Here is a 26,437-nt window from a genome sequence, read left to right on the forward strand (position 1 = left end):
GGGTAGTGACAGGTTCAGAATATGACCGTAGAAAGGTTTCCAATTATTCCGAATTAACCCAATCGGTGGGGCGATAGCAACTGTTTAGGTGCTAACGGACGTAACGTTTCCAATTATTCCGAATTAACCCAATCGGTGGGGTTGGGAGAATTTTCTGTCAATGTGCCAACCACAATTGATAGTTTCCAATTATTCCGAATTAACCCAATCGGTGGGGGGGATTGCGTATATATACAAAGATACAAAAACTCCAGAGTGTTTCCAATTATTCCGAATTAACCCAATCGGTGGGGAAATGCAAATGGTTGTTCCAACGGATCACAATTCGTTCGTTTCCAATTATTCCGAATTAACCCAATCGGTGGGGAAGGCACTTTTCGCGGAGCCCCCTCGGGCAACGCAATGTTTCCAATTATTCCGAATTAACCCAATCGGTGGGGCATGGGATTATTTTCTAGCAATCCGAGCAACAAAAACAGTTTCCAATTATTCCGAATTAACCCAATCGGTGGGGAAATGAGTTAGTCGCCGTAAATATTGGCAAGAGCGAGTTTCCAATTATTCCGAATTAACCCAATCGGTGGGGAGTTCGTCTAGCAGCCCTTACCCAATAAGGGTTTTAGACCGCAAATCGACACTACTATAAAAAACATCATAAATCCATCTGAAAAATTAATCAAACACATAGCTCAAACCCTTACACAGCAAGCCATCGACACCAATCAACGAAAGAATAGGGATTTGAGCGATTCTCTGACTGGTGTCGATAGTCATGATACAAAACCTCCCCAAATAGCCTCAAACCTAGATACAGAAAGACTTTGATAGAAACTTAGTTTAACAAAATATCTTCTTGGTCATTCGCACGAGCAATGTAAAATTACCATTTATACCCAACTAAGATTAAACACATACCTCAAATATTTAACTTGATTTGCATATTTAAATAAATTAGTAAAATAACTATAAAATTATACCTTATATGTCAACATCTCGACGCAAGACTCAACAGGCAGCTAAAACCGACTCCAAAGCCTACGCTCATTTTCTCATTGGGACACCAGGAAGCGGTAAATCTACCTTTGCAAAACTCCTATCCAGCACAGGGAATTGCGAAATCATCTCCACTGATGAAATCCGCCAAGAACTATATGGTGACGCGACAATTCAAGGGGAATGGCACACAATCGAAGCCACTGCCATTAACCGTATTTGTACTGCTTTTAGTTTAGAGAAAAGTGTTATCTACGACGCTACTAATTGTAAGCGTTCCTTTCGCATGGACTTTTTACTCAAAGTCAAAACCCAACTTGGAGAATGGGAGTTACCCCAACTCCACTGGATTGGCTGGTACTTAAAAACTCCCTTGGAAATTTGCATTAGCTGGAATCAACAACGCCAACGCCAAGTTCCCCCAGATATTATTAAAAGTATGTATAAAATGCTGCAAGACTTTCCACCAATTCATGGTGAAGGATTCGCCGCAGTCAATAAAATTGATGTCAATTCACCCGAATTTTCCCAACACCAAATTGCCAAACTAATTGGAGGTGTTCCCCGTCAAATTGTTAACGTTCAAAATCGTCATGCAAACATCACACCCCATCGTTATAGTCATCTAGTGGATTTTGAACGTTTGATGTATTTGATATTCTTAATAATTAACTATCCTGGCATTGGTGAGTTCCACTTAACTAAGCCTCAAGTCCTAGAAAACATTCTCGGCTATGTTCCATATTTTACTAACTCCCTGCAAGAAATTACTGCTTTTATGTCCAAGATGCGGGGTGAAATTTATGCTAGGGAAGATGCTATAGCTGCTGATTTAGAATGGCTAGAAGCTGAAGGAATTATTAATAGTAATTCAAAAGTTTGTAGTGAAGATTTTCCCAAGTTTGCGCCTGATGAATTGATGTCTTTAAATGCAACACATTCCTATTCAGACAAAGATGTGTTTAGGCGTTTAATCGGGACAATTCGCTTTATTCTCCACTACCCTTTTTTAGCTGATATGGGTGTAGGTAGCTTGAACACTTTAATTCGCTCTCTTGCACAAGCGGGGGTAATTGACAACTATCGTACAGAAAAAGATAGAATTCGTAAAGATATTGAAAAAGTTTTAAAACCTTATAAAATATTACCGGAGTTTCCGATGCGTCACGGTTATTTTGCTGGTACTGGCATTCTTTCTAAACCAGAATTAATCAAGGTTTTTGATATTATTCAATCCCAAGCTAAGAGTTTAAATGACCCCCAAGCCTTAGCAATCTACGAAACATTTAAGCAACGGTTGTTACAAACACATACTATTGAAAATACTGAAAATATTTATCCCGTGAGAGCGATCGCTAATAGTTCTATTATTGACCCCAAATATCTCCATAGTAGCGCCTTAAGTAATAATCTCACTCAGTTGGAAACAGCAATTGTGGAAGGAAGGCTGTTGGAGTTACAACGGTTTGCAGGTGTGGGTAGATACAAAGGGGATGAAAAAGACTTTTTTTTAGCCTATCCATTGCAAATGGTTTTTTCTAACTTTGCTTGGTATTTGGGTTATGAGTGCGTAAGTGGTGAAACTTCTGGTTTATTGCGTTTTGAACGTCTGGATAGACTGTGTTTAGGTAGACCGCAAAGCCAACAACGCAACGGAGAATCACAGGAAAAGGCACTACAAAAGTTACAGAAATTATTTAAATCTGGTGCGGGGATGTACTTAGGAAATAGCAGCATTGACCAACAACAATTTCTCAGTACAGATCAACAAAAACGAATGCAAGTCTGCGTGACAGTGGAACTGTGGTTTAATGACCAGATTTATCCGTTTATTACCGAGGGGACAAAACGGTTCGCACAGATGAAAATGTCTCCACCGATTCAGAAGACAACGAGTAATTTACCCAAGTCGCTATTTTGTTTGGACAGGACTGATGATATTTATTTCCCCCATCGTTTTCAAGCTACCTTTCCCAAGTGGACTTTAGAGGATTTTGATTTGCAAAGATGGATTGTTGGTTTTGGTGCAGGTGTGAAAGTAGTAACACCACAAAAATTAGCGGAAAGGATAAAGGAAATAGGTCAAGGAATTGTCGGAAATTATGAAAGTTAAAATATTAGGACTTACGCATTGACAAGATTCCTCAAATATGTAATATGAATTATATTTCTTGTAGGGTGTGGTTCGGCAAGCTCACCAACCACGTCAGACACGATATTTTCACAAAAAACAGATTCTCTCTATCTGACGCACCTTACTCAATAAGAGACTTCCAAATAAAAAAATATCCCGTCGTTTTGAGAGCAGGGGGGCAGGGAGCTTTCTAGCAGGGGGAGGAAAGGTGATTTTAGTTGCAGAAATTTGGATAGCGAAGCGCTGCTGCAAGCAGTTCATCTTTTTTGTGGAGTTCTCTAAGTTATTCCCAAAGGCGAAAACGACGCAATTTCGTTCATTCACATCATGGCAGATTCGTACAGTGCGTAAGTCCTAAATATAATCATTGGTGACAAGTTAAGGAAAAGGAGAAATTGTCAAGGGTGGTATTCGTAGTGATAAAAACAATGGACAAGTGATCGCTCTCAAATTATCGAAAGCGATCGCAGATTATTGAGAAATCTAGCCTAACAACTCGATCTTAGAAAAGATAAATTCCTGAATGGAAACGTTACCGTCTACCTCAGTGCGAATTTCCCGACGATTCAAAATGAAATACTCACCAACTTTTTCATATTCATCGGTGAATTCACTTCTACCGCCCTTTTGTTCGCCAGTTTTGGGGTCATGATATACAGAATCATAGGTATGAGACAAATATCCCGCCCCTGTATCAAGACTGCTAAAAGTGTCAATTGTCACAAAAGTACCATGAATTAAACGGTGTACGTGGCAAACTTCATTATTGCGAACTTTATACTTGTCCCCTTCAGCCTTTCCACCCATCAAAATTTCCACTGCACCACTTGCGTCAGTATTACCGTAGCTAAAAGTATTGGCGCTGTGAGTGTCTTCAAAGGCGCGACGGACACGGTGTACGGCGATTTCCCAAGCTTGACCGTGAATCGCTTTTTTAGCTGCTTCGTCTTCTACACCCAAAACTTCGGCTTTGAGATTGGCATCAATACGAACTTGACCTGTAATCACCTGGCCATCATACTTGTAAGTAATATCTGCGGTATAACCAGGGAAGCTTTTGTCCCAAGTGTAGCGGTTTTCATAAGCAGCCCGGAAAAGTTCTTGGGCAGAGATTTGTGTAACTGTCATGTGCTTCTCCTATCGCCACTAGTAATAATAGCGTTTTAATCTTGCTGGTATTAGCATAGAGATAATGATTGAGGTTCGCATAGTCCCCAAGTGGGTACTCTTATGGCTAAAACTCTCCACGCCATTTTTCAAGCGATCGCTAATGTCCAAAATGAGCAAGAATTAAAACAGGCTCTGATGGATACCATTGGCGACCATTTTGGAGTGCAACATTGGGGTATTTCTTTCCTAGATGACGATTCCCCCACCAAAATAGACTTTCCAGAAATGCCCGCAGCTTGTTTAGAAAGCAATCCTGTTGGTCAATATGTGGTAGAACGGCACGCCCCTACCCATGAGCAATTAATCTTATCTCCCAGTGATTGGAAGCATTTTTGCACCCGTCATGACCATGTGATGACAGGTCCAATAGTGTCCGATGGTAATTTGGTGGGAACATTGAATTTTGCCCGTGACCAAGGCAGTCCACCTTTTAATAGTAATGATTTAGCTGACCTGAGCGCCTTATGTATTCATTTATCAAGCAAACTAGCCACACTACGGGCAAAACCCAAAACTTTCCCCACTACCGTCTCCAGTCCTCTCACACCCAGAGAATTAGAAATTGCTGAATTGGTAGCCCAAGGTTTAACTAATGCAGAAATTGCGACTAAATTATGGATTACCCAAAATTCTGTTAAGCAAGCTTTGAAAAGAATGTTCCGCAAATTGGGGGTATCAGCGCGTGCGGAAATGGTAGCCAAATTGCAAAATCTCGTAGCTTAAATCAATAAGTAAGTAGCCATCATGAACTGCGTACACCAGGAGGGATGAAAAACTTCTTATTCCCCTCATCGCTTGCGGGGAGGCGTTAAGGGTGGGGTCTTATTTTCAAGTCAGGGGGAGGAAAATTCGTTTTGATGCTGTGAAATTGGATAATTTATTTTTTGGAGTTCCCGAATTTAAATCGCTTCAGAAACAGAAATCACCGAGAATGAGTCAAATTAAAGACAAATTGACTCATTCTTTATTCCTAAAATCATGAAAACCAAAATACTTTTATGTAGTCTGCTGGGGTTATTTGGTGTCAGCAGCCTGATTTTTTTAACAACAAAACTTACCCATAATTCCATTAAACAAGCGATTCCTACGGAGCGCTTCGCGATCGCAATTCCGCCCTCAAAAAATCTGCCTCAAAACCTAGAAACAGCAGTGCGGGAGAAAATGGGGCAGCAATTGGAAATTAACAGCAAACTACTCAAACTGAATAAATCTCAAATAGCTACTTGGAAAGACTGTTTACCTGATAAATCAGGGTTGATCCCTCTTCAACCTTGTCCAGCTACATCACGTTCTGGCTGGCGTGTGACAATGACTGGCCAGGGTGAAAATTGGGTTTATTATGTGACTAATAATGGATTTATCACCCTTGATGCGATCGCTAGTTTAAATAAAACTATCTTGTCAAATTTATCCACACAATTGCTTGTGCAGCCAAATAAGTTGCGTATTTTGGCAGCACAACTGACCAAAGGTGTTGCACCCTGTCCGGTCAATGCTACTTGTAAAGCTAAACCGACTGTAGGATGGCGTATTCTTGTAGAGGGTACAGAAAAACCATTTTTCCTGGAACTTGATGGTAAAGAGTTGAATTATGGAACTGCAAGCAGATTTCTTCCCCAGCAAACCGCACAAATGCCTCGTAATATTGGTGAGAGGGTATTACAAGATGTGTTGAGTCGGCAAAATATGTTAACTCCCAACCTTCGGGTTGAAAGTATTAAAGCCATAAAATGGAATTGGTGTCGAGGTACAGGTACAGGACCGACAAGACCAGAGATGGGAAATTGCCCAGATGTAGAACAAGCCGGTTGGCAAATGAGCGTCATCAACCAGAGCGATCGCTATATTTACTATATTCCCAAAACCGCAACTTCAGACTTCAACTTTATTCCCCTACCTGATGGAATGCAGAGTTTACCAGCTTCAGTAGTAACCGCAATCCAAAAAGATGCAGCTAAACGAGCAAAAGTCCCAGAGAAAATGATTAATCTGCATTGGACTACACCCAAATTTTTTGACCATTGTTTGAATATTAACAACCAAAAGTTACATTGTCGTCAGTCAATTCAAGCAGGATGGCAAGTCAAAGCTGTTGGGGGTAAAGTACCTAGTGCAACTACTCCAACCCCAACTGCTGCCTGGATTTACAATGTGAATTTGGGTGGAAATGACATTCGGTTTTCACAGTCTTCTACCTGGTATCCAGTACCTTAAAGATGAGCAATAAAACCCACTATTTTGGGGAGCATCCCAATTTTGCAAAAATATACGCAACTAACCCAAAAAACCTGTTTTACCTCTTACCTTCGCGCTCTTCGCGTCTTCGCGGTTCGTTTATTTTATGCTTTGTATTCAGTTGGAAGCTCAGATAAAAAATAAACTTACACATTTGGGATGCTCCCCTATTTTGCAGAATTTATTGGGTTTCCTCCCATCAACCTAGTCGAGAAAAATAAGATCCCTAACTTCTCTGATAAATCGGGGATCTGAAGTAATTAGCCGGACTTAATATAAACCGTATTGTTCTATAATCCTAGCCAAGTTAAGAAATTTTCCCACCAAGAAGTAGTCTGAATTCCTACATTAAACTTCATTTTTTGGCGAATATCTTGAATCTTCCAATTAGTTAATTTAGCAAGGGTTTGAGCTTCTTGTTCAAAACGCCCAGCTAAAGACCGTTTGTATTCCCTACCAGCAGAACATTGTAAATTACCTGTAAAGGGATGTTGTAAAATATAACGTCCTTGGAAAGATTCTTGATTAGAAGTTGCTTGAAACATCAAATCTTCAGGGAACTTATTGCGAGTGTAGCGGACGTGCAAACGAGTAATAAAAACATTACTTGTAGGAAAGGGACGACTAAATCTTGGCTGTGTTATGCCATTGAAATCAGAATTATTATCTAACCAAAACACACCAGCTTGCTTAAGTTCTTCGGAGTTGAGAGGATCAGCAGAACAAGGATCGCAACTACTCATATTCCAAGCATATTCTAGAAAAGCAACTTTTTTATCTTCTTTAGTGTAAGAAGTTTGAAACATGGATTTATAAAAGTCGCCAAATTCTTCTTTGACAAAAACAGGAATATTAACGTTAGAGGCAACTTTAACCGTTCGGTAGTTGGTAACTTCGGCTTGTCCTTTGGGTGAGAGAATATAAACAATCAAATCTTGTTCTGTAGTGGAGTTAATCATACCCAAACGAATGGGCAACATAAACTTAGATGATTGGTAGGAGATTTGCAGAGGTCTGAGTAATTGATAACCAGATTCCTCAAATTTATCTAAGTTGACTTTAGCAACAAAGAATTTCATCGCAGAACGAATATAGGGTTTTAGTAATTCTTTTGCCCCTCTGGGAATTTTGTAGCCATTGCGGTTCAGCCAAGTTTCTAATCCACCAGATTCTTTAGCACTGAGGATGACAATATCATATTCACCAACATTGAAACGCGCCTCAACTGTCACACCTAAACTGTTATCGCTTCTCCTACTTTCCTCTCTACCTCTAGTTGCTGCGGCTTGTGGTGCTGCCATATCCGCCATTTTGGAAATTGGGGCGCAGGGGTCAGAATCAAAATATTCTACTAATCTTGGGGCGCTAAAAGCATCTAATCGTTCGATAATTTTAGGTTCAGCAACGCGTACTTGCTCTTTTTTAATCACCGTTGGCACAGGTATAACTACAGCAAAGTCTTTAACTTCACCTTGAAAGTCATTAGCCATAGTTAATACTGTTTTATCTCCTTCTCGCGCAATTACTACTTGAGAAGCTTTGTTATATAGCTTGGTATCAGCTTTGGCAACATAAAAACCGCAAAAAGCCCAAGCTGCCGGTGCAAAAGATAGCACTGCTACAAGTGCTATTAATAAGGGAATGAATAAGCTAAATTTTTTCATTTTTATACAACCTTACTAATTTGTAATTGGTGATTTTCTTCCTGTACTTCTGTTTCGTTCTGCCAAGAAAATTTGGGTGCAAACCAGATAGTATCCACGATAATAGTCAAAGGTGCTAAAGCAAATAAAGCCCAAAAAACGGCAGTCGAAAGAAAGAAATAATTCCGCAAAGCAAAGGTGACTATAGCAATACACACAGCCCAAATAATTCGACCTATCCGACTATTGGGAATTGACCGAGGATCTGTCACCATAAATAAGGCAAATAATAGTAAAGACCCACTCATCAAGCGATGTAAGTAAACATCCCAAGTCCAACCTAGCCAAATATTGCGTACTGCTTCCAGTAAGGAGTAAGCACCTAAAAAAGCGGCTGTGGTATCCCAACGACCAACACGTTGCAGAACTAGTCCCCCAGTTCCAGCAAATAACAGCCCATACCACCATTCTTCACCCCACTGTCCGGGGGAAACCCAAGCATCAGAGGTTAGTGATAAGACGGTAATAATCCCAAAATTGGCGGGGTTAAAGAAATGCTTATCACCAATTTTGAAGATAAATTTGCTAGAAATCGCCATTGCTGCGGCTAAAACCATAGTTGTCCAATGGTCAGCCCGTAGCAGTAAACTCAGTCCTAGAGAGGTAATTAAGGAACTGCGGAGATTGAATGTTGGTTTGATATGAGTTGGTTCTGGGCTAATTACCAATGACCAACGACTAATGACTAAGGAAAATATGAGTTGAGTTGTGATGCAGGTTGCGATCGCTATTACAATCAACTCAGGTCGCAGTGTCCAGTCTCTTGTCCCAATCCCTAACATGAGGAACACACTGAGAAAGAGAATTTGATAGTCTCGAGTATCTTTGAACATTACCCCTTCACTCAGGGATTACCCTGTTATTTGTCATCAATGTAGTCGAAAGTTAGGGGAAATAATATTCTTGTTACAGTTTTTGTTACAACTCTCACCATCATTTTTCAATCGGTATAAGTATATCAACGTAAATAATTCAAAGTTTGTAGTCAGGGCTTCAGCCCTACTTTTTCCTACTTTTTATCATCAAAGTGTAGCATTGACCATAGGAGAGAGGTCTAATATCAATTCACTTAATTAAAGCTACAAATGAATCTCCCCGTCTCTCAGTCCCCTCGTCTGTCCATTTGTATCAACCTTAAAGTAAAACGGTATAAAACCTCAATAAAAACCAATAGTAATACTTAGTACTTTACTTACTTAAAACCTAAAATGCAGTTTGCACCTTTGTTCCCGCTTGTTTACCGTATTCTCCAACCGAGTTTTCCTAATTGTCTTTGGTGTGGAGATAGTAATAAAAAAAATATCGCTCTCACGTTTGATGATGGACCACATCCTCTATACACACCCCAAGTATTAGCAGTTTTAGATCGTTACAGAATTACAGCTAGTTTTTTCTGGTTGGGTGTTTGTGTTAATCGTTCACCACATATTGCTAAAGCGGTTAAAGATAGGGGTCATTGGATTGGGTTACATGGTTATGAACATCATTCTTTTCCGATGCTTTCCCCAACTGAATTAAAGCAAAGTTTAGAAAAAACTCAAGTTGCTATTAACAATGCTTGTGATTTACAACCTGAAGTATTACGAGATGTCCGTCCTCCAAATGGGTTTTTTAGACCTGCAACTTTAAAGCTATTTCAACAGTGGAATTATCGTCCTGTAATGTGGAGTGTTGTACCGGAAGATTGGGTACGTCCTGGTGTTAATGTTGTAGTGCAGCGAATTTTGCAACAGGTGAAAAATGGTTCTTTAATTGTTTTACATGATGGTGTTTGTGGTGGACAAGATGTTGCTGCTACTCTCGAAATCTTAATTCCGCAATTATTACAGCAAGGTTATGAATTTGTAACTGTTGATAGTTTATGGAATCAATAAAAGCACAACAGAGATTTTTATTGCCTTTTATCATTAAATCCTCTCAGGATTTTCTTTAAATTCCTGATCCCATCTATGTAAAATTCTTTGATATATTGCAGAATTTTTTGCAAAAAATTATATATCAATAGCTTTTGTGAATAGCTTAAAGACCTCTTCTTTTTATCCTTCCTGCCCGCTGCTTTGAGCATTTTTAAATACTTGTTCATGTATTTTATGGAACTTATCTATAACAACTGTTTTCGGATTTTTAGGACTTACTCATTGACAAAGTTTATCAAAGATGAATTGTGGATTTTATCTCTTCTATGGTGCGTCAGACCCGATAACTTGCCCACAATTAACAAAATTTTGCCATCTGACGCACCCTACTAAATATTATGCCGGAAATAACTAATTTGGGTTGACACAGATCATGTCTCATTTGTATAGTGCGTAAGTCCTAATATTAAAGGTTTTATAGATATCTCTGTTTATTATTCAGTTACGAATTACGAATTACGTTCGCGTAGCGTTTCCGTAGGAAATATTACGAATTACGAATTACGAATTATTTTTAGGTTTGAGTAGCAAATAAAATAGTTGTCCATTACTGACGGTGACACCTGCTCGTTCTGCTGCTATTTTACCAGTTCCTAAGAAGTAGTCTACCCTTCCAGCACCTTTAATTGCTCCTCCTGTATCTTGATCTAATACATAACGGCTAACAGTACGATGTTCTAATTCACCGTTTTGATTAGCAAAGGGAAAAGGTGCGCGAATTAATGCTAAAGCACCGGGAGGCATTAAAGATTTATCTGTAGCGATGGAACGTTCTGGTGTGAGTGGTACACTTATAGAACCCTGTGCTGGTTTACCGTTGGTTTCTCGGAAAAACACAAAACTGCGATCGCGGGGAATATAAATATTTAAATCTTGAGGATATTTTTGGAAATAGTCGAGAATTATGGGCATGGTTAAACCTTCTAAAGGTAATTTACCATCATCCACTAATGAGCGTCCCAAACTTTTATAATTATAAGCTGTGTTACCTGCATAGCCGATAGTTGTTTGCGTTCCATCTGTTAATTTTAGTCGTGCTGAACCTTGAATTTGAATTATATAAGGTTCAAGGCGATCACGGAACCAAAATAACTCTAAACCTTTTAATTTACCTTTTGCAGCTTGTAAGCCATCTGCACCTTCTAATTCTAACCGGGTAGGGTGGGGTTTAGTCCAAGATGTTAAATCCGCAGGATAGCGATAAGCAGGGTAGCGAAACTCTTTTGTTTGTTTGCGACTGGCTAAATATAGTGGTTCATAATAAGCAGTAAACAGAACTGTACCTTTACTATCTTTACCTAAAGATTGATAAAAAACAAATTCTTTTTCAATAGCTGTGTGTAGTTCTTGAGGGGAATTAGTTGCTAATAGCAATTCTCGGAATCTTCGCAAACTTTTGTCAACACGTTCCTTGGTAATTTCCGGGATTTTATACTTTTTATAAGCGACTTCAGCATTACTAGTTTGCAAATATTTTAAACTTTGGTCAATCGCTGTTAATAACGCTTTTTTATCAGCCATTTTTTCAGGATTTCCACCATAGATCATTTCATCTAAACAAGAGTAATCATTTTCACAACAGCTTACTGGAACTCTGGGGATAAGTACAGGTATTTTTTTTCCTTTTTCGCTTTTCAAAATATCTGGTAATTCCCATTTCTTGACCTGACATTTTGGTGAAATTATTTCTTGATTTGTAACTTGATTTGTGATTTTTTCTTCTTGATATTTAATCGGTTCTAACTGCACCATGAAAATACCTAAAAAGATAGGTAAACTGATAGTAGTGTTGAGTATTTTTTTCATGAGATGAAGTTTAATTAATATTTATTGATTTTATTTATAGTCAATATTGTCTAACTACTTTTATTCATTCATATTATGATATGTAGCAACTGCTGAAGGTGAAATTCGATTCAAGTAACGGAAAATCCAGTATTTGAAAATCGTATCTAAAATTACCGGAAATGTAGCAATAAATAAGAAGATAAAATCACGATTTGCAGGTAATCCCCAATGACGCGATATTCCTTCTAGAAGTACTTCCCAACCGTGAGGAGAGTGAAATCCGACAAATACATCAGTAAACAAAATTATAATAAATGCTTTGGCGCTATCACTCAATCCATATACTACATGATCAAAGAAATCTTTGAGGACAGCAATAGAAGACTTACTAATAAGTAACAGCCATATAAAAGCCGCTACCGAGCAAATATCAGCAAATACATTTTTAATTGCATTGGAACTTTCAGCACTAAATTCCTCTGCTACTTGCTGTGCTTTCTCTTTCATCTGATTTTCTATCTCTTCGGAAGATATCGGTGGTGCATTACTAATTAAATTTTCAAACTTGATCCTTTCTTCAAATCTTTGCAGTTTTTCTAGTGCTTCTTCTTCCATTTCATAATTTAGAAAGACTTGTTCTGTTTGGGAATTTCTAACCTTCTCTACTAATGGTCCGACTACTAAAGCTTTGGCTAATTGATGAGTCAAAAGTGGGATGATAATAAGTAGTAATATAAATCGAATAGAAATAATTGTTCTTTTTTGTGTCTGACGAAAATTTTGGACTACGTCTTTTTCTGAATTTGGATCTAATTCTACTTGCAGACGAGTGATGGTGCTTAAAATTGACCGCGGTAAAACCCCTGTTGTATCAGCTTTGCGTTTTGATTTTGGTTGGATATTTTGAACTGGGGATTTTGGTTTTAGAGATTGATCAATAGCTGCATCATCTGCTACTATTATAGATAGAGGTGATAAATTGGGGCTGTTTTCTTGTAGAGGATCAATTGTATACTTGGAAATTACTAAATCAATGAATTCTAGCTTTTCTAAAACTACAGCCGGACTAGGATATTCAATACCTGCTTTCAAGGCTGCTTTTTGCTTAGATTCATTGGAAAACCAACGACTGGCTCTAAATTCTGTCAGTCGCATTCGCGCTTTTTTTAATAATTTTTTCAACTCTATTTCAAAATAATCCATGACACTACTGCTGTATATAGCAGGGTCAGAGCTGATTTTATTACCATTAAAATGCTGGTCTTCGATTTCCTTAATCTTTAATGCTGTTTGATAAGCTTCCTCTAAGGAACGGTCTGGTGTCTGTAGATACCACTTGTAAGCAGTTAGCAAGAAAGAGTATATTTTTTGACTAAACACAGAGTTTCTCATCGTAGATGATCATCTAGTACTGTTTGCTGATTCTTAACCTTAAGTTAACGCAGTTACGTATAATAACAAATTTATAAGGAGTCTATTTGGTGGTTTCAGATTCTGTTTGGATTGTTGGTACTAGTCGCAGCGGTAAAACTACTCGCATAGCCGAGATGTTTTGTCGTTGGCTAGAAATTGACAACCAAGAGACAGAATTATTTTATACGAAAAAACCAAGCTATAAAAAAGCCGAAAGCGAAAAAAAAACCTCAACCCTCCGACCAACAGAGTCGGGAGTTTTAGTATTAGCGGCTAATGATGATAATCGCCAAGAATTAGCTGATATAATTATTACGCTAACTTCAGGAAAATATCCAGTTCGAGCTAAAACAACTTTGGGGTTTTTTCAGGATGAAGTAATTTTATTTTGGCCATTATTAATTGAATCATTACAAATTAAAGCACAATTTCCAGTGAGATTGCGCCCGGAAACTGAGCAGGAATTAGCAACAAAACTCTGGCGTTCTCATTTAGACGCAGAAACTTTGCGACGTGCGGGATTAAATGAGAATCGTTTGGTGAGACGGATTTTGGATTTATGGCAATTGGGTGCTTACAGTGGTGTAGGTTGTGAAGATATTACCCAGATTTTAGAAAGTGGTTTACAGGAAAATACGAGTAATTTAGAGCCAGAATTTTTAGGATCTTTGCTGCTAAATTGGCGCAATTGGTGTTTAGAAAGAGGATTGCTGACTTATGGGCTGATAACGGAGCTTTACAGCCAGCATCTGCTAACTAATAGCGATTATCAACAGCGTCTCAAGCATCGCTACCAGGCAATTATAGCAGATGATGTGGATGATTATCCAGCGATCGCTCATCACCTGTTTGAATTACTTTTAGATGGTGGTGCAGTTGGCGCTTTTAGCTATAATCCAGATGGGGCGATACGCTGGGGATTGGGTGCAGATCCTCAATATTTACAAAGACTAGCACAGCGTTGTCGGGTAGAAAATTTAATTGGTTTTCCAGCAGATAGTTTAGCGCCTACATTGGTGAAACCGATGGTAGAATTAGTCACAGAACCGATGGCGATTATCAGTTTAAGTGCATCTGTGCAACCCATTCAAACAGCTTCTCGCGCTCAACTATTACGTCACACAGCAGAAGTAATTATTGATGGGATTAAATCTCTTAAAGTCGAACCAGAAGAAATTGCCATAATTGCCCCAGGGTTAGATGCGATCGCACGTTATACTCTGATAGAAATATTAACTAAGCAGAATATCCTCGTAAAATCTCTCAACGACCAACGTCCTTTAATTAGTTCAGCAGATGTGAGGGCATTACTCACCTTATTAACTTTAGTTTACCCTGGTTTGGGCAGACTTGTAGATCGAGACGCAGTTGCAGAGATGTTAGTCGTCTTGAGTCAAATTAACACATATAATGGCGAGAAACAAGAATTTATTGATCCTGTACGCGCTGGATTAATAGCAGACGCTTGCTTTGTTCCCCACCCCGACACACCCCATTTACTACCAGTTAAGAGTTTTGAACGCTGGGATAGAATTGGCTATGGAGCAAGTAAAGCCTATGATCAGATATTACAGTGGATAGAACAACAGCGATCGCAACATCAACCGCATCTTCCCCTGACACCTATTTTTTTGATATATAAAGCCATTCAAGACTTTGTCTGTAAAAATAACAATCCTTCCTATGAAACACTAGCAGCATTACGAGAACTACTAGAAACGGCTCAACACTACTGGGAAGTAGACAATAGGTTAAGACAAACCGATAACATCTTACTTTCACTCCATACTCAACAAACCCTCACCACCACCATCACCGAATTTATCCAACTGTTGCGGCGTGGTACAATTACAGCCAATCCCTACCCCGTGCGTCCCATTGGTAGTGCCAGAAAAGCTGTTACCTTAGCCACTATATTCCAATACCGTGCTAGTCGAAAATTTCACAGATGGCATTTTTGGCTAGATGCTGGTTCACCGCTGTGGGCTAAAGGTGGTGCAGCGACTTTGTTTGGTGCTACCTTATTCCTCCGCGACAGGTTGGGAGAACCTTGGACAGCAGCAGATGAACAATTAGCAGAAGAACAAAGATTAAAAAGAATTATAGCAGATTTACTAGCTCGTGTTTCAGAGAAAGTTTATTTGTGTCACAGTGATTTAGCTGTGAATGGACAGGAACAGTTAGGACCTCTGTTACCTTTGGTTCATTCATGTAATAGCAAAGTGCTGAGTATAAATCCAGTTATCTAAGAGAATGTTTGTAAAGTCAAAATATATAGTCATTCCCATGCTAGTGAGGTACAAAGTTTTTTCGTTTTAGGGAACTCTTAACAGGGAACAGTGAATAAATTGGTGTGTACTTCATTAGACTGGGAAACGCTATATAAAATATATATTTAAAACCTTTCTATTGGTTTGGAAAAACTAGAGATTTTATATTTGGGTAAATTTGGAGTCTCTACACTCACTCAAAAAACATCCCGCACTTATGAAACGCCCTCTTCTGTCGCGTCGAAATTTGTAAACTGTAACATTTAAAAGTTGGAAATCTAAATTTATCAATTGTCAGAATCAGGATATCCAGGATTTAAAGATTGACAGGATGTTATTTGAGGTTTTCTTTTTTAATCCAAGCCTTTTCGATATGATCTGAATTATGATTATTAGATAATTCTATCTTCAAGCCAGGACTAAGTAGAGTAACGTAAATAATTAAAGGTTTGTAGTGAGGTCTTTAGACCTCGAAGTAGGGCTGAAGCCCACACTACGAGGAAATTTCAGACTTTGTTACTTTACTTAACATAGTTTGATTTATTATTGCCTACCTACTTAATTTAACACTTAATGTTAAAGCCCAGATATCAAATTTTTTTTGGATTAAACCAAAAAATTCAAAAATTGTGTGATACATTTACTGTATGATCCCCGAACATACACTGAAACTCATTAGTAAATAATTTCAAAGTAGTGTCCCACATAGAATCCAAGAAGTCCGTGGAATCTTTAGCACAGCAATGGGCTAGTAAGTATGTAAACAACCTCCAGGTTAATACTAGCGGTCAAGAATCTGGAGAACATCTGACTCTATCAGAAATAGTTTCACCAAGTAGACGTGAAAAAACTGCTCAAGGAATCTTGTTATCTTTACGGGCTATCAGTGCTAAAGCGTGGAATAAAACCGAGCTTCTGCTGTCAGAAGAAGTTAAGCAGCATGGAATAGATCCTAATATAATTAATCCTTGGGACATAGCCGCTGATTCTTTTAGAATTTATCAAAAAGCTTTAGATGTATACATTCAAAAAGCATCATTACGCCCCCTGTCTTTGCTGATGAAACTTGATAAGCAAGAATCTTCACTCTATAACCAGGGGCTGGAAGTTTATACTGATTTGATAGCTCCTGAGAAGTTAGCTATTTTCATTGGTGCAGATATAGGAGCAATCAGACATAAATATACAAGTATTGATCCTAGATTGATTGGTTTTGTGAGTATGCAGTTTCATTACACAAGCGAAATGCTCATAGAAAAACTTGAACCTGTGGAAAAAATACTTATTAGCGAGTACTTTAAAGTTATTGATGATTACCTCTATATGCCTTTGCAACGTGCATATAACGCAGCAGCAACGCATGATTATAATTCCCCTGTCATGTCCGCAGTCCAAACTCTACTACCAAATAGTACCCAGATTGCCCATAACATTCGGCAAAGGATAATTGAACTTTTTCCCAATTATCAATCTATATCTGGGTTGTTAAGCGACCCCATAGTAAAAGCATCTAGCATCCGAGATGTGGAAATGTTTCAAATTTATTTGTGGGTATGTGCTTTAGAAGGAAATATCTCGGCTATCCAAGAAGAGTTATTTCCCCTTTGTGTCATGCTTTATCCTACATTAAAAGTGCAGTGGGAACTAGTTCGCCAAATGTTGTATTTACTCAGATATGAAATATTTGATCGATTAACTACTGAACAATCTAACACATTAATGCCATATTTTGAGGCGTTGTCGCAGATGTTCTCTTCAGCAGTGTTAGGTTAGTTTGATGGTAACTAATATAGTAAGCTATATAATTGTTTAATTGGTATTAATTGTTCAGATAGATAATTTATAAAAATAATACTTATATAGAAGTCATATTTGATTTTTGAAAAAAATTAGGTATTGTAGGGTGCGTCAGATATTACAAATCTGTTTATTAATAGAATTTATGGAGTCTGACGCACCCTACGTATCTTTTCATAAATCAAATATTATTCCTATAGCTAATAGCCAATAAACACTCCTATCCTCAATCGCCAGGAATAACACTGTCTGCTCGCTTATATCTTAGAGGTTGTTTGAAAAGTATTAGATGAAACCAATAATTTTCAAGAACCTAACTTCCCTACCCGTCCCTGACCCCTCACAAGGGTAGGTTTTTAATACTGTCTGTGAAAGCAGGACTAGGAAGACAAGGAGGGAAGATTTCCTCCGCACAATGGTCTTTTAACTGGCTGTAATTGTTACTAATATTACATAATTTTCTGCGGTTTTCCTCCCTTGTCACCTTGTCCACCTTGTCTCCCAAGTCTTGCCCTCACGAGAATGTAAAAAACCTATACCTGTCAGCTTTAGGGGGGTGGGGAGAGGTTTACCAGAGGGGTTTATTTATACATTAAAAACTTTTAAAACATCCTCTTAGATTTAAAGAATCAAGGGTGTCTTTAGACTTGAGAATATTTACAATAAAGAAGAATAGCAATCATTGATCATATACATCAAAAATCATGGGAATATTCGGATTTGGTAAAAAGTCGGGAATGCCTTCACCAGAACAAGCTTTACCCGGACGCAAAGAAGTAATGCGAGTACCTGCACAACATTACGTTAACAAAAATCCCCTGAAAGCACCTTTTCCTGAAGGCTTAGAAACCGCCATGTTTGGATTAGGCTGTTTTTGGGGCGCAGAACGCAAATTTTGGCAACAAGACGGAGTTTATACCACTGCCGTTGGTTATGCTGCCGGTTACACACCCAACCCCAGCTATAATGAAGTGTGCAGCGGGATGACTGGTCATAATGAAGTGGTTCTAGTTGTATTTGACCCGGCAGTAATTAGTTATACTCAACTGCTAAAAGTCTTTTGGGAAAGTCACAACCCCACCCAAGGAATGCGTCAAGGTAATGATTCTGGTACTCAATACCGTTCGGGAATTTATGTTTATTCAGAAGCGCAAAAGCAATTAGCAGAAGTTTCCAAGGATGCTTATCAACAAGCACTCAGTGGCGCTGGCTATGGTCAAATTACCACAGAAATCTTAGATGCACCTGAATTTTACTATGCTGAAGACTACCATCAACAGTATCTAGCTAAAAACCCTGGTGGTTATTGTGGTTTAGGTGGTACTAATGTTGCTTGTCCAGTGGGTATTGCTGAAGCGACTGTGAATTAAAAGCAGTTTTCAGGAAATGGATACAGACTATACTAAAAACGGTTAATATCTCGACATAACAAAATTCAAAGTGAAAACTTCAATAAAAACTCTGCGTCACTTTGCGTTTACCTCAGCGAACCTCTGCGTTTAAAAGCAAAATTCCTAACCGTTTTTAGTATAGTACCGCAAGTCTGTATCTGTAGATTGTTTGGAATTTTGATTAAATTTGTTTAAACTGGAACTACAAATTTCTCACTTCCAGCTAAATCAAAAGCAGTGTGAATGACTTGCAAAGCTTTCACACCTTGTTCTTGTTCCACAACACAGCTAATTTTAATCTCTGATGTCGCAATCATTTGAATATTGATTTTGTGTTCTGCTAAAGCCTCAAACATTTTGGCGGCAATACCTGGTTGTCCTACCATACCAGAACCGACGATACTAACTTTAGCGATCGCACTATCTAAGACTACTTCACCCCATCCCATTTCAGCCGCCACTTGTTGTAATTTAGCTTTGGCGTTTTCTGCATCCAACCTAGCCACAGTAAAGGCTATATCCCGCCGAGGAATGCCATCAACCACTCGACAACGCTGAGATTGAATAATCATATCAATACTGATGTTATGCTCTGCCAGTAGCCCAAATAACCGCCCTGCCATGCCGGGAATATCTGGTAATTGGCGAATAGCTAGACGCGCTTGATTCATATCTAAAGCGACACCACGTACTGCGGGAGAATTGGCAGCAGGGGGAGTCAGGGAAGTAGAAGAAGCAGTGATTTCAAAACCTTGACAAAGTGCTACAATTGCGCGATCGCAATCAACCGCATCTACCAAACAACTAACTTTCACTTCACTGGTAGAAATCATCTGAATATTCACCCCCGCTTCAGCTAAGGTAGCGAACATTTTAGCTGCAACCCCAGGACGACCAATCATTCCTGCACCTGCAATACTCACTTTTGCCGTATCTTTTTCTACTATTACCTCAGCTTCGTCAGAGTTCGGTTGATTTCTTAAGGCTGGTGCTATGGCGGCGGCTACGGCTTCTGCTCTTTTTAATATTGGTGTATTTACAGTAAAAGCAATATCATTACTATTACCTTCATGAATTGACTGAATAATCAAGTCAACGTCTACATTTTGTCGAGAAATTTCTCCAAATAACCGTGCTGCGACACCAGGTTTATCGGGGACACGCAACAAAGATACCTTTGCTTGGTCGCTATCAAATTCTACAGCATCAACAGGACGAGCTAATTCTAAATTGACAAGCGATCTGCCTGGAGTATGAGGCGTTGTTACCCAAGTTCCTGGCTGCTCTGTCCAACTTGAGCGTACCACCAAAGGCACACCATAATTCCGAGCAATTTCCACAGCGCGAGGATGCAGCACTTTTGCCCCTAAACTTGCCAATTCCAGCATTTCATCACAGGTGATTTCTGTCATCAACTGAGCTTCCGGGACAAGACGCGGATCTGTAGTTAAAATCCCTGGAACATCGGTATAAATTTCACAAAAATCCGCTCCAATTGCTGCTGCCAAAGCCACTGCGGAAGTGTCAGAACCGCCACGTCCCAAAGTAGTAATTTCTAATTCTTCTGTGCTGCTGATGCCTTGAAATCCAGCAACGACCACCACTTTACCTGCATTGATTTGCCGCATCAAGCGTTCAGTTTCAATATGTAAAATCCGAGCGCGAGTATGTTCTGCTTCGGTAACAATTCCTACCTGAGCGCCAGTCATAGAAATTGCTGCTTGTCCGATTTCCTGCAAAGCCATACTTAGTAAAGCAATGGTAACTTGCTCCCCAGTGGAAAGCAGCATATCCATTTCTCGACGGTTAGGATTTTTAGAGATGCCATTGGCAAGTTTAACTAGTCCGTCGGTGGTTTTCCCCATCGCTGAAACCACTACTATTACCGAGTTTCCTGCTTTTACAGTTTTGTCAACTCGTTGTGCAACAGCTTGAATACGTTCGACTGAACCGACAGATGAACCACCGTATTTCTGAACTATGAGCGCCATATTTATTATATTGAATCTATTATCAGTCTCGTTGGTAAGGAGGCCAGGGAGACATTTAGGAAAATAATTATATCGTGATTCTCAATCAAAAGCTATTTTTAGATAGTAAAATTTTAAACTGATAATTGTCATACTAATCCCCAAATATCACTGCCATGAATTATCCTGCTAAATCACAGAAGTTACCCACCCAAGCCAGAGGTGCTAAGATATTTCACTCTATCAATATCATTAGCCTGTTTTTGATGCTTACCAGTGGATTGCAAATTTACAATGCTAACCCTGTTTTTGGCGGCCGTGCTGGTTTACAGATTCCCCCCATTTTCACTTTAGGCGCTTGGTTAGCAGGTGGTAGACACTGGCATTTTGCGGCTATGTGGTTATTTTCTCTCAATTTTTTAGGATATGGAATTTATATTTTCGTGACCCGACGTTGGCGACATAGATTTGTGGGCAATAATGATATTAAAGCCTTACAAAAAACTCAAAATACTCAACGTTTAACTTATGCTTGGCATCGAATTATTTACACAGCCATTATTCCCGTATTATTCTTGGCAATATTAACAGGAATTGGAATGTACAAACCTGCTCAATTTTCTTGGATAGTTAATATTTTTGGTGATTGGCAAGCATTAAGAATTGTGCATTTTCTCTCTGTTCCATTGGTAACAATCTTTGTAGTTATTCATTGGCGTTTAGGACAAAAATCTGGAGGTAATAAATTAACAGAATCTATGTTTTGGTAATTCTTGATAATTTGTATTTGGAGTAAGTAAATCATGAATCATGCAAATAATAAAGATTTAATTCATCTAGTTAAACCTGAATTATCACGCCGGAAATTTTTACAACTATCAGGGATTTCTAGTCTGGGTTTATTGCTTGGTGGTTGTGGTACACCAGCACTGGAAGATTTGGTAGGTAAACTTTCAGAACCTCTCAATCAAAAGGTGGAAGAATTAATTTTTCAACCGCAAAAATTTGTACCAGAATTTGCTGCTAGTGAAATTCAACCAGAAGCTTTAATAATTAATAGTTTTCGCAATACACCAATTATTGACTTAGACAAATTTCGTTTAATTATTGATGGTGAAGTAAATAATCCCCTGAGACTGAGTATGGAACAAATTCAGACTTTACCGTTAAGTTCTATGATTATTCGTCATGTTTGTGTTGAAGGTTGGGCAGCAATTGTACAATGGGGAGGGATACGCCTACGTGATATCATTACCTTAGCTCAACCGCAAGCCAATGTTAAATATGCTTTTTTTGAATCAGCCGATGGTTATTATGAAAGTTGGGATTTAGCTTCAGCTACCCATCCGCAAACTTTGTTAGCATATCAAAAAAATGGTGAAAAATTGCCGATTGAAAATGGTGCGCCTTTGCGTCTAGCTTCTCCAATCAAACTAGGTTATAAACAAAGTAAATGGGTAACTAGAATTACTTTAACTAGCCATTTATCAGCTTTTAAAGGTTATTGGGAAGATCAGGGTTATGAATGGTTTGCCGGATTGTAAATATTTTAGGATTGATTACCCAGCGAAAGTGAATTTATCTTGATAATTCAAAATACGAGCAAAATAAAAAACTCTTAGGTTAGGAAATTGAAAATGAACTTTTTCGATAAATTAAATACGAAGATTTCCGAAAATCAAAGCTTACTATTTGTCGCACTTGATCCAAATCCTGAAATGATTCCTGACCGTTATCAATCATCTGATTTAATGACAGGTTTAGAAAATTGGTTGCAATTTATGATTGCAGAAACGGCTGATTTTGTCTGTGCTTATAAACCAACTTTGGGATTTTATGAAGCTTTAGGTGTGGTTGGTTTAGAACTTTTAATCAAAACTTTAGCCTCTATTCCTGCAAATATTCCTATTATTTTAGATGCTAAACATGGTGATTTAAATACTAGCAGCATTTTTGCTCAAACTGTATTTACAGATTGGCAAGTAGACGCTATTACTCTTAGTCCCTATACTGGTCAGGATCATGTTGCCCCATTTTTAGTTTATCCTGATCAAGCTGTGTTTATTTTGTGTTGTACTTCTAATCCTGGTGCAGCAATTTTACAGCAATATCCTAACAGTAATTCACCGCTTTATTTGCAGGTTGTACAGGAATCAAAAACCTGGGGAACTCCTGAACAATTAGGTTTAGAAGTAGGAACTACAAATACTGAAATTTTAAAATCTATACGTTCAATCGCTCCCGAAAGAATAATTATGGCGCGGAGTATTTGGGCTGAGGATGGTAATCTTAAACAAATTTTAGCAGCGGGTTTAAATGCTAACGGTGATGGTTTGTTGATTCCTGTTCCTCAAGATATGTTGGCTAGTCAAAATTTGTCCGAGGAAATTCAATCTTTACGCACAGAAATAAATCAATTCAGAAATGAATTTATCCATGATGCTTCTAGTTGTGATGTCTGGTTTTCTGATATTAATATCAAAGATAAACATCCTCACCAAGATTTAATTTTACAACTTTTTGATATTGGTTGTATTATGTTTGGTGAATTTGTACAAGCTTCAGGCACGACTTTTCCTTATTACATTGATTTGCGGAAAATAATTTCTAATCCGCAAGTTTTTAATCAGGTTATCACTGCTTATGAGGAAATTTTAAAAGGTTTGACTTTTGATAGATTAGCTGGTATTCCCTACGGTTCTTTACCTACTGCAACTGGTTTATCATTAAAGCTGCATTGTCCGATGATTTTTCCCCGTAAAGAGGTGAAAGCACATGGTACACGCAAAGTAATTGAAGGTAATTTTCATCCCGGTGAAACCGTTGCGGTAGTTGATGATATTCTCATCAGTGGTAAAAGTGTGATGGAAGGTGCAGAAAAGTTAAAATCAGCAGGATTAAAAATTAATGATATTGTGGTTTTTATTGACCATGAAAAAGGTGTAAAAGATAGGTTAAAGGCAAATGGTTATTGTGGTCATTCGGTTTTAACTATTTCAGAAATTGTGGATACTTTACACCAAACAGGAAGGATAAATGATCAGCAATTATTAGCTTTTCAGGAAATTTAGGATTACACCAGTGGTTAGCGCTAATACACAATAAAATCCCCAACTTTTTCAAGAATTAGGGTATATAGATTATGTCTTTGAACAGAAAAACAAATAGGTTTTTTGAGAAAGTTTTCTAAAAATTTTTCAAAATAGTAGTAATTGCTACATACAATCGGGAAAACGATAGTTAACATTAAAAAAATATGGTACTGGAAGAAAGCATTTTAAGAACAACCTTTTTGTTCTGTGTTTATCTTCTTATCTTGCGGAGAACCGCATATAGGAGTCTATCTTCTTCAGCAATTTACCTGAGTTTAATAATATCAAATTCCTCTAGTCTAATCTTTTAGGCTATCAGTTACCCCACAAATTTATGACAGGTATTGATATAAGCCTGTCATTATGCAACTTAAGATATATGCAAAGGAGTTTGCCATGATTCGACAAATGTGCTGGTTATCTAAGTCTGGTGGTGACGGAGAGAAAATTTTGCATTTGCAAACTGCACCTGGTCAACCTTGGCGGCCTTATACGGCGTTTCCTCAATTTTCAGTCCCTGATTATCAAATACCCGGTGGTTCTAAGGGTTGGGCAACTTATCAAAAATTGTTAAAAGCAGGTTGGACACTAGTTCCTAGCGCACGGGCAAATGAGTTTAGTAGTAATTTAGCAAAATCAACAGTGCAAAATTAATAACCTTTGGGTAAACCTTCACCACGGGGATCTGCTGCTCCTTCTAAGGTATCATTTTCTGTAACGGCTATAGCATTTGCATTTCCCCAAGGTGCGGTTTCTTGGATTTTGTGTCCGCGACGGCGTAAGTCTTGCAAGGTTAACGCATCTAAACCCCATGCTTCCACTCGCAACTCATCGGGTAGCCACTGGTGATGTATGCGTGGGACAGAAACGGCTGCACCAACATCCATTTTGTATTCCAAAACATTCAAGATGATTTGTAATACTTGGGTGATAATAGTGCTACCACCGGGAGAACCGACGGCTAAACGCAAGCGGTTGTTTTCGGTAACGATGGTGGGTGTCATACTGGATAGGGGTGTTTTCCGGGGGGCAATGCTGTTAGCTTCGTTACCAATTAACCCAAAGGTGTTTGGTACTCCTGGTGCGGCTGCAAAATCATCCATTTCGTTATTTAAAACTATTCCTGTTCCCGGTGTGACTATTCCTGCACCAAAACCTAAGTTAATGGTGAAGGTTAAACTCACGGCGTTTCTGTCTGCGTCAACTACGTTTAAATGACTTGTTTCTGTTGATTCGTGATTTTTTAATGTTTTGATTTCTGGTTTTATTTCTGTTGATGGTGTCGCCATTTTCATGTTAATTTCTTGGCGACGTTTTTGGGCGTAATTTTTGCTAATAAGTTCAGAAACTGGAACTTTCACAAAATCAGGATCACCCAAATATTTGGCGCGATCACTGTAAGCAATTTTCATGGATTCTACCATTAAATGGATCACATCTGGGTGATGCCATCCTAATGATTTTAAGTCTGTGTCACCGATAATATTCAACATTTCTAATAAATGAACACCGCCTGATGATGGTGGTGGCATAGAACAAATTTTAGCTTGACGGAAGTTTCCACAAATAGGATTTCGCCAAATTGCTTTGTATGATTTTAAATCTTGGAGAGTAATTAAACCGCCATTTTTCGCCATATCATCAGCGATAGTTTGAGCAATTTTCCCAGTGTAAAAACTTTGAGGATTTTGGGAAATAGTTTCTAATGTTTTCGCTAAATCACTTTGAATTAATTTTTCCCATGGTTGATAATATTCACCATTATGAATGAAGATTTTTTTTGCTTCTGGGTTTTGCAGGATTTCTTGTTTGCGTTCTTGAAAAGCTGATAGAGAACGCCAAGAAAGTCTATCACTGATGATAAAACCATTTTTAGCAAGGGAAATTGCAGGTTTAACAACTTCATTCCAAGGTAACTTTCCATAACGACGATGTACTTCATACATTCCTGCTACAGTTCCCGGTGTTGCTACTGCTAAATAACCATCTGTACTCACATTGGGACGCACTTTTCCTTTTGCATCTAAATACATATTTCTGGTTGCTTTAATCGGTGCGCGTTCCCGAAAATCTAAAGCTTTAATTTCCCCAGTTTTTTGTGAATGAAATAATAAGAAACCACCGCCACCAATACCAGCAGAAAAAGGTTCAACTACGGAAATTGCAAAGGTTGTAGCTACTGCTGCATCTACCGCATTTCCGCCTTTTTTTAATATTGAAAGTCCGGCTTCACTTGCTAGGGGATTGGCGGATGTCACCATGCCTTTTTTGCTTTTTAAAGGTACGGTGATGGTGGCTGATACTGCTTGGGTGGTGAGGATAGCAGTGAGGGAGATGAAGGAGATGATGAGGTTTTTGGTTTTGGTGATGGAGGGCATTTTTTATGCTAGTCTTTTAGCACTGTTGCTATGTAATCTCTCATAAAACTGTCTGTTTGAAAAGGCTTACTCATAAAAAGTAACAGATAATTCACATATATTTTATTTTTTTAGTTAGCGTAAATCCTAGATTGATTTATTTGTTACACTAGATAAACAACAAAATCAGGTGGTATGAAAAAATAAC

Annotated in this window: 18 protein-coding genes and 1 CRISPR repeat array (1 of these 19 running past the window's edge); of the genes, 11 read left to right on the plus strand and 7 right to left on the minus strand. The window is 38.4% G+C overall.

Annotation, left to right across the window (positions count from 1 at the left end):
• A CRISPR array of direct repeats spans nucleotides 1-586; the repeat unit is 36 nt; unit sequence GTTTCCAATTATTCCGAATTAACCCAATCGGTGGGG; it begins 33 nt to the left of the window's first position.
• Between the two features lie 396 nt (nucleotides 587-982).
• Nucleotides 983-3,106 (plus strand): AAA family ATPase, encoded by a 2,124-nt coding sequence (locus ANA7108_RS0125105; protein ID WP_016953595.1) that lies wholly within the window; start codon nucleotides 983-985, stop codon nucleotides 3,104-3,106.
• Nucleotides 3,107-3,610: 504 nt separating this feature from the next.
• On the opposite strand, the gene ANA7108_RS0125110 is transcribed toward ANA7108_RS0125105, so the two are convergent.
• Entirely contained in the window at nucleotides 3,611-4,255 is a 645-nt protein-coding gene (locus ANA7108_RS0125110; RefSeq protein WP_016953596.1) for a DUF3386 domain-containing protein, read from the minus strand.
• Between the two features lie 102 nt (nucleotides 4,256-4,357).
• On the opposite strand from ANA7108_RS0125110, the gene ANA7108_RS0125115 reads away from it, so the two are divergent.
• Both ANA7108_RS0125115 and ANA7108_RS0125125 read left to right on the plus strand, forming a co-directional pair.
• Nucleotides 4,358-5,020 carry a LuxR C-terminal-related transcriptional regulator gene (locus tag ANA7108_RS0125115; protein ID WP_016953597.1) on the plus strand — a complete coding sequence of 221 codons (663 nt, stop codon included), beginning with the start codon at nucleotides 4,358-4,360 and terminating at the stop codon, nucleotides 5,018-5,020.
• 255 nt (nucleotides 5,021-5,275) lie between these two features.
• Nucleotides 5,276-6,511: a hypothetical protein gene (locus ANA7108_RS0125125; protein WP_016953599.1), complete on the plus strand. Its 1,236-nt coding sequence runs from the start codon at nucleotides 5,276-5,278 to the stop codon at nucleotides 6,509-6,511.
• Between the two features lie 311 nt (nucleotides 6,512-6,822).
• Here ANA7108_RS0125125 and ANA7108_RS0125130 read toward each other — a convergent pair whose 3' ends face one another.
• Together ANA7108_RS0125130 and ANA7108_RS0125135 are read right to left on the minus strand one after the other, a co-directional pair.
• Nucleotides 6,823-8,196 carry a DUF2330 domain-containing protein gene (locus tag ANA7108_RS0125130; protein WP_016953600.1) on the minus strand — a complete coding sequence of 458 codons (1,374 nt, stop codon included), beginning with the start codon at nucleotides 8,194-8,196 and terminating at the stop codon, nucleotides 6,823-6,825.
• A gap of 2 nt (nucleotides 8,197-8,198) precedes the next feature.
• Nucleotides 8,199-9,068, minus strand: coding sequence for an RnfABCDGE type electron transport complex subunit D (locus tag ANA7108_RS0125135; RefSeq protein ID WP_016953601.1), 870 nt, complete (start codon nucleotides 9,066-9,068; stop codon nucleotides 8,199-8,201).
• Nucleotides 9,069-9,443: 375 nt separating this feature from the next.
• Here ANA7108_RS0125135 and ANA7108_RS0125140 point away from each other — a divergent pair, with 375 nt between their 5' ends.
• Nucleotides 9,444-10,109, plus strand: coding sequence for a polysaccharide deacetylase family protein (locus tag ANA7108_RS0125140; RefSeq protein ID WP_016953602.1), 666 nt, complete (start codon nucleotides 9,444-9,446; stop codon nucleotides 10,107-10,109).
• A gap of 543 nt (nucleotides 10,110-10,652) precedes the next feature.
• Here the strand turns inward: ANA7108_RS0125140 and ANA7108_RS0125150 are convergent.
• Nucleotides 10,653-11,957 carry a murein transglycosylase A gene (locus tag ANA7108_RS0125150; RefSeq protein WP_016953604.1) on the minus strand — a complete coding sequence of 435 codons (1,305 nt, stop codon included), beginning with the start codon at nucleotides 11,955-11,957 and terminating at the stop codon, nucleotides 10,653-10,655.
• Between the two features lie 60 nt (nucleotides 11,958-12,017).
• Nucleotides 12,018-13,331 carry a proton extrusion protein PcxA gene (locus ANA7108_RS0125155; RefSeq protein WP_026104442.1) on the minus strand — a complete coding sequence of 438 codons (1,314 nt, stop codon included), beginning with the start codon at nucleotides 13,329-13,331 and terminating at the stop codon, nucleotides 12,018-12,020.
• Nucleotides 13,332-13,420: 89 nt separating this feature from the next.
• Here ANA7108_RS0125155 and ANA7108_RS0125160 point away from each other — a divergent pair, with 89 nt between their 5' ends.
• From ANA7108_RS0125160 to msrA, 3 genes are all read left to right on the plus strand, one after another.
• Nucleotides 13,421-15,601 (plus strand): hypothetical protein, encoded by a 2,181-nt coding sequence (locus ANA7108_RS0125160; RefSeq protein WP_016953606.1) that lies wholly within the window; start codon nucleotides 13,421-13,423, stop codon nucleotides 15,599-15,601.
• A gap of 744 nt (nucleotides 15,602-16,345) precedes the next feature.
• Complete coding sequence (locus ANA7108_RS0125165) at nucleotides 16,346-17,395, plus strand: hypothetical protein (RefSeq protein WP_016953607.1); 1,050 nt, start codon at nucleotides 16,346-16,348, stop codon at nucleotides 17,393-17,395.
• Between the two features lie 728 nt (nucleotides 17,396-18,123).
• Nucleotides 18,124-18,789, plus strand: a complete 666-nt coding sequence (msrA, locus tag ANA7108_RS0125170; protein WP_016953608.1) for a peptide-methionine (S)-S-oxide reductase MsrA — start codon at nucleotides 18,124-18,126, stop codon at nucleotides 18,787-18,789.
• 212 nt (nucleotides 18,790-19,001) lie between these two features.
• On the opposite strand, the gene ANA7108_RS0125175 is transcribed toward msrA, so the two are convergent.
• Nucleotides 19,002-20,801: an aspartate kinase gene (locus ANA7108_RS0125175; RefSeq protein ID WP_016953609.1), complete on the minus strand. Its 1,800-nt coding sequence runs from the start codon at nucleotides 20,799-20,801 to the stop codon at nucleotides 19,002-19,004.
• Nucleotides 20,802-20,956: 155 nt separating this feature from the next.
• Here ANA7108_RS0125175 and ANA7108_RS0125180 point away from each other — a divergent pair, with 155 nt between their 5' ends.
• From ANA7108_RS0125180 to ANA7108_RS0125195, 4 genes are all read left to right on the plus strand, one after another.
• On the plus strand, nucleotides 20,957-21,550 hold the full coding sequence (locus tag ANA7108_RS0125180; RefSeq protein WP_016953610.1) for a cytochrome b/b6 domain-containing protein: 594 nt from the start codon (nucleotides 20,957-20,959) through the stop codon (nucleotides 21,548-21,550).
• Between the two features lie 33 nt (nucleotides 21,551-21,583).
• Nucleotides 21,584-22,324, plus strand: coding sequence for a molybdopterin-dependent oxidoreductase (locus ANA7108_RS0125185; RefSeq protein ID WP_016953611.1), 741 nt, complete (start codon nucleotides 21,584-21,586; stop codon nucleotides 22,322-22,324).
• Between the two features lie 93 nt (nucleotides 22,325-22,417).
• The gene (locus ANA7108_RS0125190) at nucleotides 22,418-23,851 is read left to right on the plus strand and encodes a bifunctional orotidine-5'-phosphate decarboxylase/orotate phosphoribosyltransferase (protein WP_016953612.1); all 1,434 of its coding nucleotides are present in this window, start codon (nucleotides 22,418-22,420) and stop codon (nucleotides 23,849-23,851) included.
• Between the two features lie 417 nt (nucleotides 23,852-24,268).
• Entirely contained in the window at nucleotides 24,269-24,526 is a 258-nt protein-coding gene (locus ANA7108_RS0125195) for a hypothetical protein (RefSeq protein ID WP_016953613.1), read from the plus strand.
• Here the strand turns inward: ANA7108_RS0125195 and ggt are convergent.
• Nucleotides 24,523-26,250: a gamma-glutamyltransferase gene (ggt, locus tag ANA7108_RS0125200; protein ID WP_026104444.1), complete on the minus strand. Its 1,728-nt coding sequence runs from the start codon at nucleotides 26,248-26,250 to the stop codon at nucleotides 24,523-24,525. The two genes, ANA7108_RS0125195 and ggt, sit on opposite strands and share 4 nt — an antisense overlap.
• Nucleotides 26,251-26,437 lie beyond the last annotated feature (187 nt).

Source organism: Anabaena sp. PCC 7108, from assembly GCF_000332135.1.
GTDB lineage: Bacteria > Cyanobacteriota > Cyanobacteriia > Cyanobacteriales > Nostocaceae > Anabaena.

Coding starts and splice junctions, on each gene's coding strand:
- ANA7108_RS0125105 (WP_016953595.1), top strand. CDS start 983: ATGTCAACATCTCGACGCAAGACTCAACAGGCAGCTAAAACCGACTCC.
- ANA7108_RS0125110 (WP_016953596.1), bottom strand. CDS start 4,255: ATGACAGTTACACAAATCTCTGCCCAAGAACTTTTCCGGGCTGCTTAT.
- ANA7108_RS0125115 (WP_016953597.1), top strand. CDS start 4,358: ATGGCTAAAACTCTCCACGCCATTTTTCAAGCGATCGCTAATGTCCAA.
- ANA7108_RS0125125 (WP_016953599.1), top strand. CDS start 5,276: ATGAAAACCAAAATACTTTTATGTAGTCTGCTGGGGTTATTTGGTGTC.
- ANA7108_RS0125130 (WP_016953600.1), bottom strand. CDS start 8,196: ATGAAAAAATTTAGCTTATTCATTCCCTTATTAATAGCACTTGTAGCA.
- ANA7108_RS0125135 (WP_016953601.1), bottom strand. CDS start 9,068: ATGTTCAAAGATACTCGAGACTATCAAATTCTCTTTCTCAGTGTGTTC.
- ANA7108_RS0125140 (WP_016953602.1), top strand. CDS start 9,444: ATGCAGTTTGCACCTTTGTTCCCGCTTGTTTACCGTATTCTCCAACCG.
- ANA7108_RS0125150 (WP_016953604.1), bottom strand. CDS start 11,957: ATGAAAAAAATACTCAACACTACTATCAGTTTACCTATCTTTTTAGGT.
- ANA7108_RS0125155 (WP_026104442.1), bottom strand. CDS start 13,331: ATGAGAAACTCTGTGTTTAGTCAAAAAATATACTCTTTCTTGCTAACT.
- msrA (WP_016953608.1), top strand. CDS start 18,124: ATGGGAATATTCGGATTTGGTAAAAAGTCGGGAATGCCTTCACCAGAA.
- ANA7108_RS0125175 (WP_016953609.1), bottom strand. CDS start 20,801: ATGGCGCTCATAGTTCAGAAATACGGTGGTTCATCTGTCGGTTCAGTC.
- ANA7108_RS0125180 (WP_016953610.1), top strand. CDS start 20,957: ATGAATTATCCTGCTAAATCACAGAAGTTACCCACCCAAGCCAGAGGT.
- ANA7108_RS0125185 (WP_016953611.1), top strand. CDS start 21,584: ATGAATCATGCAAATAATAAAGATTTAATTCATCTAGTTAAACCTGAA.
- ANA7108_RS0125190 (WP_016953612.1), top strand. CDS start 22,418: ATGAACTTTTTCGATAAATTAAATACGAAGATTTCCGAAAATCAAAGC.
- ANA7108_RS0125195 (WP_016953613.1), top strand. CDS start 24,269: ATGATTCGACAAATGTGCTGGTTATCTAAGTCTGGTGGTGACGGAGAG.
- ggt (WP_026104444.1), bottom strand. CDS start 26,250: ATGCCCTCCATCACCAAAACCAAAAACCTCATCATCTCCTTCATCTCC.